This is a genomic window from Agrobacterium sp. V1 (assembly GCF_030518355.1).
In the GTDB taxonomy this organism is placed as follows: Bacteria; Pseudomonadota; Alphaproteobacteria; order Rhizobiales; family Rhizobiaceae; genus Agrobacterium; species Agrobacterium cucumeris.
Window position 1 is genome coordinate 2670856 of the sequence record NZ_JAULSF010000001.1, and the last position, 6645, is coordinate 2677500.

General features: G+C 59.3%; 6 protein-coding genes (1 of these 6 only partly in view). 2 read left to right on the plus strand and 4 right to left on the minus strand.

Annotation, left to right across the window (positions count from 1 at the left end; all coding sequences use genetic code 11):
• The first annotated feature begins 112 nt into the window (after positions 1-112).
• Entirely contained in the window at positions 113-2281 is a 2169-nt protein-coding gene (locus tag QSV77_RS12830; protein WP_302733729.1) for a malate synthase G, read from the plus strand.
• 81 nt (positions 2282-2362) lie between these two features.
• Here the strand turns inward: QSV77_RS12830 and QSV77_RS12835 are convergent, their stop codons facing one another.
• Positions 2363-3076 (minus strand): L,D-transpeptidase, encoded by a 714-nt coding sequence (locus tag QSV77_RS12835; protein WP_302733730.1) that lies wholly within the window; start codon positions 3074-3076, stop codon positions 2363-2365.
• 183 nt (positions 3077-3259) lie between these two features.
• On the opposite strand from QSV77_RS12835, the gene QSV77_RS12840 reads away from it, so the two are divergent.
• Complete coding sequence (locus QSV77_RS12840) at positions 3260-3745, plus strand: MmcB family DNA repair protein (protein ID WP_004444350.1); 486 nt, start codon at positions 3260-3262, stop codon at positions 3743-3745.
• On the opposite strand, the gene QSV77_RS12845 is transcribed toward QSV77_RS12840, so the two are convergent.
• From QSV77_RS12845 to hrpB, 3 genes are all read right to left on the minus strand, one after another.
• Positions 3746-4333 carry an ActR/PrrA/RegA family redox response regulator transcription factor gene (locus QSV77_RS12845; protein ID WP_271362651.1) on the minus strand — a complete coding sequence of 196 codons (588 nt, stop codon included), beginning with the start codon at positions 4331-4333 and terminating at the stop codon, positions 3746-3748.
• A 72-nt stretch (positions 4334-4405) separates the two neighbouring features.
• Entirely contained in the window at positions 4406-5713 is a 1308-nt protein-coding gene (actS, locus tag QSV77_RS12850) for a two-component system sensor histidine kinase ActS (protein ID WP_142842367.1), read from the minus strand.
• Between the two features lie 29 nt (positions 5714-5742).
• On the minus strand, positions 5743-6645 hold the final stretch of the coding sequence (gene hrpB / locus QSV77_RS12855) for an ATP-dependent helicase HrpB (RefSeq protein WP_302733731.1). The gene runs 1584 nt beyond the window's last position; only the last 903 of its 2487 coding nucleotides appear in the window; the start codon falls outside the window, past its right edge; the stop codon is at positions 5743-5745.

Genomic DNA, 6645 nt, shown 5'->3' on the forward strand with positions numbered 1-6645 from the left:
CGACTATCGGCCGCATTGTTTCCAAAATGGAAATAATATTTGGCTGCCTGCCGCAATTGACGAGCGCCCTCTTCAACGTCCAATCTGGACGCCTAGAATAGAGGAGGCGCATGTGAGCCGCACGAATAAATTCGGTCTTTCCATCGATGACAAGCTTTATGCTTTTTTGACGGATGAAGTGCTGCCGGGCACGGGTCTGGACAGCGAGGCTTTCTTCGAAGGCTTCTCGGCCATCATTCACGAGCTTTCTCCGAAGAACCGTGAATTGCTGGCAAAGCGCGATGCGCTGCAGGAAAAACTGGATGGCTGGTACCGACAGAACGGCGCTCCGGTGGATTTTGCTGTCTATGAGGGCTTTCTGAAGGAAATCGGTTACCTGCTGCCGGAAGGCCCCGGCTTCAAGGTGGAAACCGGCAATGTCGATCCGGAAATTGCTGCCGTCGCCGGCCCGCAACTCGTTGTTCCGGTCATGAATGCGCGTTATGCCCTGAATGCCGCCAATGCCCGCTGGGGTTCGCTTTACGACGCACTTTACGGCACCGATGCCATCTCTGATGCTGATGGTGCGGAAAAGGGCAGGGGCTACAATCCGAAGCGCGGCGAAAAGGTCATCACCTGGGCGCGCAACTTCCTCGATGAATCGGCGCCGCTCGAAACTGCAGGCTGGTCCGATGTGTCAGGCTTCAAGATCGTTGACGGCCTGTTGCAGCTTGCAATCGGTGACGCCACGACGGGGTTGAAGGACGCCGCTCAATTCAAGGGCTTTACCGGTGAGGCGGAAAAGCCGGCAACGATCCTGCTCGGCAGGAACGGTTTGCACACCGAGATCGTCATCGATCCGTCGACGGAAATCGGCAAGGGCGACAAGGCGGGCATCTCCGATGTCATTCTCGAATCCGCGCTGACGACCATCATGGATTGTGAGGATTCGGTCGCTGCCGTCGATGCGGAAGACAAGGTTCTGGTTTACGGCAACTGGCTTGGCCTGATGCGCGGCGATCTGACAGAGGAGGTTGCGAAGGGTGGCAAGACCTTCACCCGCAGGCTGAACCCGGATCGTTATTATACCGCGCCCAATGGTTCGGCGCTCACTTTGCCGGGTCGCTCGCTGATGTTGGTGCGCAATGTCGGTCATCTCATGACCAATCCGGCAATCCTCGACAGGGATGGCCGCGAGGTTCCGGAAGGCATCATGGATGCTGTCGTCACCGCACTGATCGCGCTTTACGATGTCGGCCCGTCCGGGCGTCGGCAGAATTCCCGCGCCGGCTCCATGTATGTCGTCAAGCCGAAGATGCACGGGCCAGAGGAAGTCGCTTTCGCCAACGAGATATTCTCGCGCGTCGAAAATCTTGTCGGCATGGCGCTTAATACCATGAAGATGGGCATCATGGATGAGGAGCGTCGCACCACGGTCAACCTCAAGGAAAGTATCCGTTCTGCGAAGGATCGCGTTGTCTTCATTAACACCGGCTTCCTCGACCGCACCGGCGACGAAATCCACACCTCGATGGAAGCGGGGCCGATGATCCGCAAGGGCGACATGAAACAGGCCGCCTGGATTACCGCTTACGAGAACTGGAACGTCGATATTGGTCTGGAATGCGGCCTTTCCGGCCACGCGCAGATCGGCAAGGGCATGTGGGCCATGCCGGACCTGATGGCGGCGATGCTGGAGCAGAAGATCGCACATCCGAAAGCCGGCGCCAACACCGCCTGGGTGCCGTCGCCGACGGCAGCGACGCTGCATGCCACGCATTATCACAAGGTCGATGTCGCCGCCGTTCAGGAAGGCTTGAAAAGCCGAGGTCGCGCGAAGCTTTCCGATATTCTGTCGGTGCCGGTCGCGCCGCGTCCCAACTGGACGCCGGAGGAAATCCAGCGCGAACTCGACAATAATGCGCAGGGCATTCTGGGATATGTCGTGCGCTGGGTCGATCAGGGTGTCGGTTGCTCCAAGGTGCCTGACATCAACAATGTCGGACTGATGGAAGATCGCGCGACGCTGCGCATCTCCGCACAGCACATGGCGAACTGGCTGCGCCATGGCGTGGTGACGGAAGGGCAGATCGTTGAGACAATGAAGCGCATGGCTGCCGTAGTCGACGGGCAGAATGCCGCCGACGCTGCCTATCTGCCGATGGCGTCCGATTTTGAAGGATCGATCGCATTTCAGGCGGCTGTCGAGCTTGTGCTGAAGGGCCGCGAACAGCGGAATGGTTACACCGAACCGGTTCTGCACCGCCGCCGCCTGGAACTGAAGGCGAAGCAGTCAGCCTGAAGCCGCTGCTTAAGCGTTTAGATAAATAAAAAAGCCGCCGGGAAATTCCACGGCGGCTTTTTCTTTGTCTTCTGTCTTATCTTACTGGATCACGACGACCTTGGAGCTGCGGCCCGGACGGACACGGCTGTAAAGATCCATGACATCCTGGTTGATCATGCGGATGCAGCCGGAAGAGGCTGCGGTGCCGATCGAAGCCCATTCGGGCGAACCATGGATGCGGAACAGTGTATCCTGTCCCTTTTCGTTAAAGAGATACATGGCGCGCGCGCCGAGCGGGTTGGACAGGCCGGGGCCCATGCCCGCCTCGACATATTTCGCGACTTCGGGCTTGCGGTCCGCCATTTCCTTCGGCGGATGCCACATCGGCCATTCCTGCTTCCAGGCAACATAGGCTTCACCGGCCCAGGCAAAACCTGCCTTGCCGACGCCGATGCCGTACCGGACGGCGCGGTTGCCGGACAGGATGTAATAAAGGTAACGATCGCGCGTATTGACGATGATCGTGCCGGGACGTTCGTTCGTCTGGAACTCAACGATCTGGCGACGGAACTTCTCGTTTACACGATTGATCGGAATGGCCGGCAGCGCATAGCCCGCATCGGTCACGGGACCGTATACGTCATTGAAAATCTGGACGGTTTCGACCTTCGCCGGAACGGGGTCGGCAACCGGCACTGACGCCGCGATCGTGCCGGATGTCGGGCGAGTTGATTGGGAGGTGGTTTCAGCGCAGCCGGCCAGAGCCAGTGCTGCCGTCAGACCAAGTGCGGTCAATGAAGTACGGATGCGCATGTCGTTCTCGCGGAAAATTCGCCAAATTGTGCGAAGGAGTAGGCTTAATTGGATAAATCGGTTATTTTCCATTCAGCCGCTCTTGGCAAGCCGTTGCGCCGCCGCGAGACGGTCGCGCATTTAAAATTACCGGTTGATTGCCTTTTTGCAACAATAGGCCAAACGCTTCAGCAGCCTTTATCCATGACTATTCTTTCCGTTACCAACAATAATCCCTTAATAGACGGTCGCCAGTCGGACAAGGCGATGCTGGTGCGTCGCGGCGTTCAGGTCCTTTTGCACGAGATGCGTCATTCGGTGCTGCCGGAACTGCCGCTTGCGAGCGGACGAAGAGCGGATCTCATCAGCCTGTCGGTCAAGGGGGAGATCTGGATCATCGAAATCAAATCTTCGATCGAGGATTTTCGTGTCGATCGCAAATGGCCGGAATACCGATTGCATTGCGACCGGCTGTTTTTCGCCACCCATCCGGAAGTGCCGACCGATATCTTTCCGGAAGAGTGCGGATTGATCCTTTCGGATGGATATGGTGCCCATATGCTTCGCGATGCGCCGGAGCATAAATTGCCGCCGGCGACCCGCAAATCGGTGATGCTGGATTTCTCGAGAACCGCTGCAACCCGGTTGATGCTGGCGGAATGGACGACCGGGCGCAGCTTCGGAGAGTGATTACTTCGGTGCGCGCTTGGCGAGAATGCGCTGCAAGGTGCGCCGGTGCATGTTGAGACGGCGGGCGGTCTCTGAGACGTTGCGTTCGCACATTTCATAAACGCGCTGAATATGCTCCCACCGCACCCGGTCGGCTGACATGGGGTTCTCAGGGACTTCGGTCTTTTCGCCCTTGCGCTGCGTCAGGGCATTAAAGACATCGTCCGCATCGGCGGGTTTGGCCAGATAATCCAGCGCTCCAAGCTTCACGGCGGTAACGGCGGTTGCGATGTTGCCATAACCGGTCAGAACGACGATCTGCGTATCGTCCCGGTTCTGCCTGATGGCTTCGATCACTTCCAGTCCGTTGCCATCGGCAAGCCGCAGATCGACCACCGCATATTTAGGCGGTGCGGCCTTGGAGCGGGCAATACCATCGCTAACCGTCTCGGCAGTGTCGACGGCAAAGCCGCGTGTTTCCATTGCCCGGGCAAGCCGGCGCAGAAACGGGCCGTCATCATCGACGATCAGCAGAGATTTGTCGGGTCCGATGGGGTCGATATCGTCCGCAGCTGCGCTGGTGGTTGGGGTCTGGTCTTCTGTCTTCATGTTTCCGGCCTTCCGGCAACTTCGTCGGCTTTGTTTCTTCTTCTTATCGCCGCTTCAACGTGGATGGTAAAGTCAACGGTTTCTTTTATCGTCCATAAGCGCGCGAGGCCAGATGATTGTGACCCGCGCCCCGGTTTTGCTGGAGCCGCGATTTTCGAAGGTAACGGCGGCGCCGGATCGCTCAAGCAGTGTCTTGGCGATAAAAAGGCCAAGTCCCAGCCCGCCCGCCCGGGTGTCGTTGTGCCGTTCCGTCACATAGGGCTCACCGATACGGGCAAGCACGTCATGGGCATAACCCGGCCCATCATCCTCGATGAGGACAGCGACATTCTGCGAATCATGCTCCACCGTCACCGTCACCTTCTCCCGCGCATAGTCCACGCCGTTTTCGATGAGGTTGCCCAGTCCGTAGATGATGCCGGCGTTGCGAATGCCGACCGGTTCGTCGGCCCGGTTGCTCTTTTCCACGAGCTCAAGGCGAATGCCGAATTCCCGGTGCGGCGCCATCACCTCCTCGATCAGCGAAGACAGCGGCAGGCGGCGCATATGTTCCTCATTATCGGCGGAAAGCGATGTGAGGCGGCGCAGAATATCGCGGCACCTTTCACTCTGGCTGCGCAGCAGCGCTATGTCTTCGCCATATTTTTCATCATTTCCGAGTTCCCGCTCCATTTCCTTGGCGACAACGCTGATGGTCGCAAGCGGCGTGCCGAGCTCATGCGCTGCGGCGGCTGCCAGCCCATCCAGCTGCGAGAGGTGTTTTTCCCGCTCCAGCACCAGTTCGGTTGCAGCCAGCGCGTCCGCCAGCTGATTGGCCTCATGCGAAACGCGATAGGCATAAAAGGCCGCAAAGGATGTGGTGGCGATGATCGCGACCCAGGTACCGACATGCAGCAGAAGCTGGATCGGCAAGACCTCGCCGGGATACCAGGGAACCGGAAACGGCGAAAAGGCGATCGCAGTCGAGCAGATGACGGCAAAAGCAAGAAGAATAAGCGAATGCCGCAGCGGCTGCGAGGCAAACGCGATGATGACCTGCACGCAGATCAGCGGCGCGAAAGGATTGGAAAGGCCGCCGGTAATATAGATCAGCGCCGTCAATTGCAGCAGGTCGAAGGCCAACAGCAATGTCGCTTCCCAGGGTTCCAGGCGATAGGTGGAGGGAAAGCGGGCGGTGAGAAACAGGTTGGCAAGCGCCAGCGCCGCAATCAGCAGGCCGCAGGCCAGCAGCGGCAGGGGGAAGTTCAGCCCGAAAGCAACGAAAAGGATCGTCGCTGTCTGTCCAGCAACCGCCAGCCAACGCAGCCAGACAATCGTCTGCAGCCTTATTCTGCGGCTGGCGCGGCCAAGCCTTGTGGTTTCGATCGGATGACCAGCCACCTTCGTCTCCTTTACCCTATTCATCGTCTTCACGTCCCGCGCGGTTTCGCGCGGCTGGTCGGCAGGGCCGCTGCCGGGTCCTCCGGCCATGGATGGCGCGGATAACGCCCACGCATATCCGCCCGTACATCTTTCCACGACCCCGCCCAGAAACCCGGAAGATCGCGAGTGGTCTGTATCGGCCTGTGTGCGGGCGAGGTCAATTCCAGCAGTAGCGGCAAGCGCCCCTGCGCGATCGCGGGGTGCGACGTCAGCCCGAAAAGTTCCTGCACGCGAATGGAAAGGGTCGGTTCGCTGGCGTCGTAGCGGATTGGATGCCGCTGGCCCGTCGGCGCCTCGAAATATGTTGGGGCCAGTCTTCCGAGGTCTCGCGCCACCTCGTGTGGCACGAGAGACATAATCCCTTCGGAAAGGCTGCCGGGTCGAATGTCCTGCAGGCTACGCGCACCGTGTTGGAAAGGAACGAACCAATCTTCAAGTCGCGAAAGCAATGCTGCATCGCTGACGTCCGGCCAGGGTTCACCGATGCTCGCGTTCAGAAAACCGATCCGGTCGCGCAGCTGCTGGGTTTCTTTCGAAAAGGGCAGAATGCCGATGCCGAATTCCTGAATGCCATTGGCCAGCGCCTGTGCGGCCTTTTCGCCTTCCGGGCGGGGCAGGGGCGTTTCATCGAGGATGATGGCGCCGAGGCGCGTGACCCGGCGCGCACGTGCCTGGCCGCTTGCCTTGTCAAAGAGCAACTGGTCCTGCTGAACGATAAGGTGCGGCATCCGCTCTTCTATATCGGCCCTGTCGATGCCTGCTGCCGCAAGGATGCGCGGCTGCGCCGCTCGCCCGGTAATGTCGGCCACGACAAGCATCCTGCTCGCCGCCAGCCGCTCGGTCTCGGCAAGTTCGGCACCCCGGCCATTCGCCATCACATAACGGCCGCG

Bases quoted from the DNA above. Each gene is read 5' to 3' on its own strand.
- QSV77_RS12835 (WP_302733730.1), bottom strand. From the start codon at position 3,076: ATGCGCATCCGTACTTCATTGACCGCACTTGGTCTGACGGCAGCACTG.
- QSV77_RS12840 (WP_004444350.1), top strand. From the start codon at position 3,260: ATGACTATTCTTTCCGTTACCAACAATAATCCCTTAATAGACGGTCGC.
- QSV77_RS12845 (WP_271362651.1), bottom strand. From the start codon at position 4,333: ATGAAGACAGAAGACCAGACCCCAACCACCAGCGCAGCTGCGGACGAT.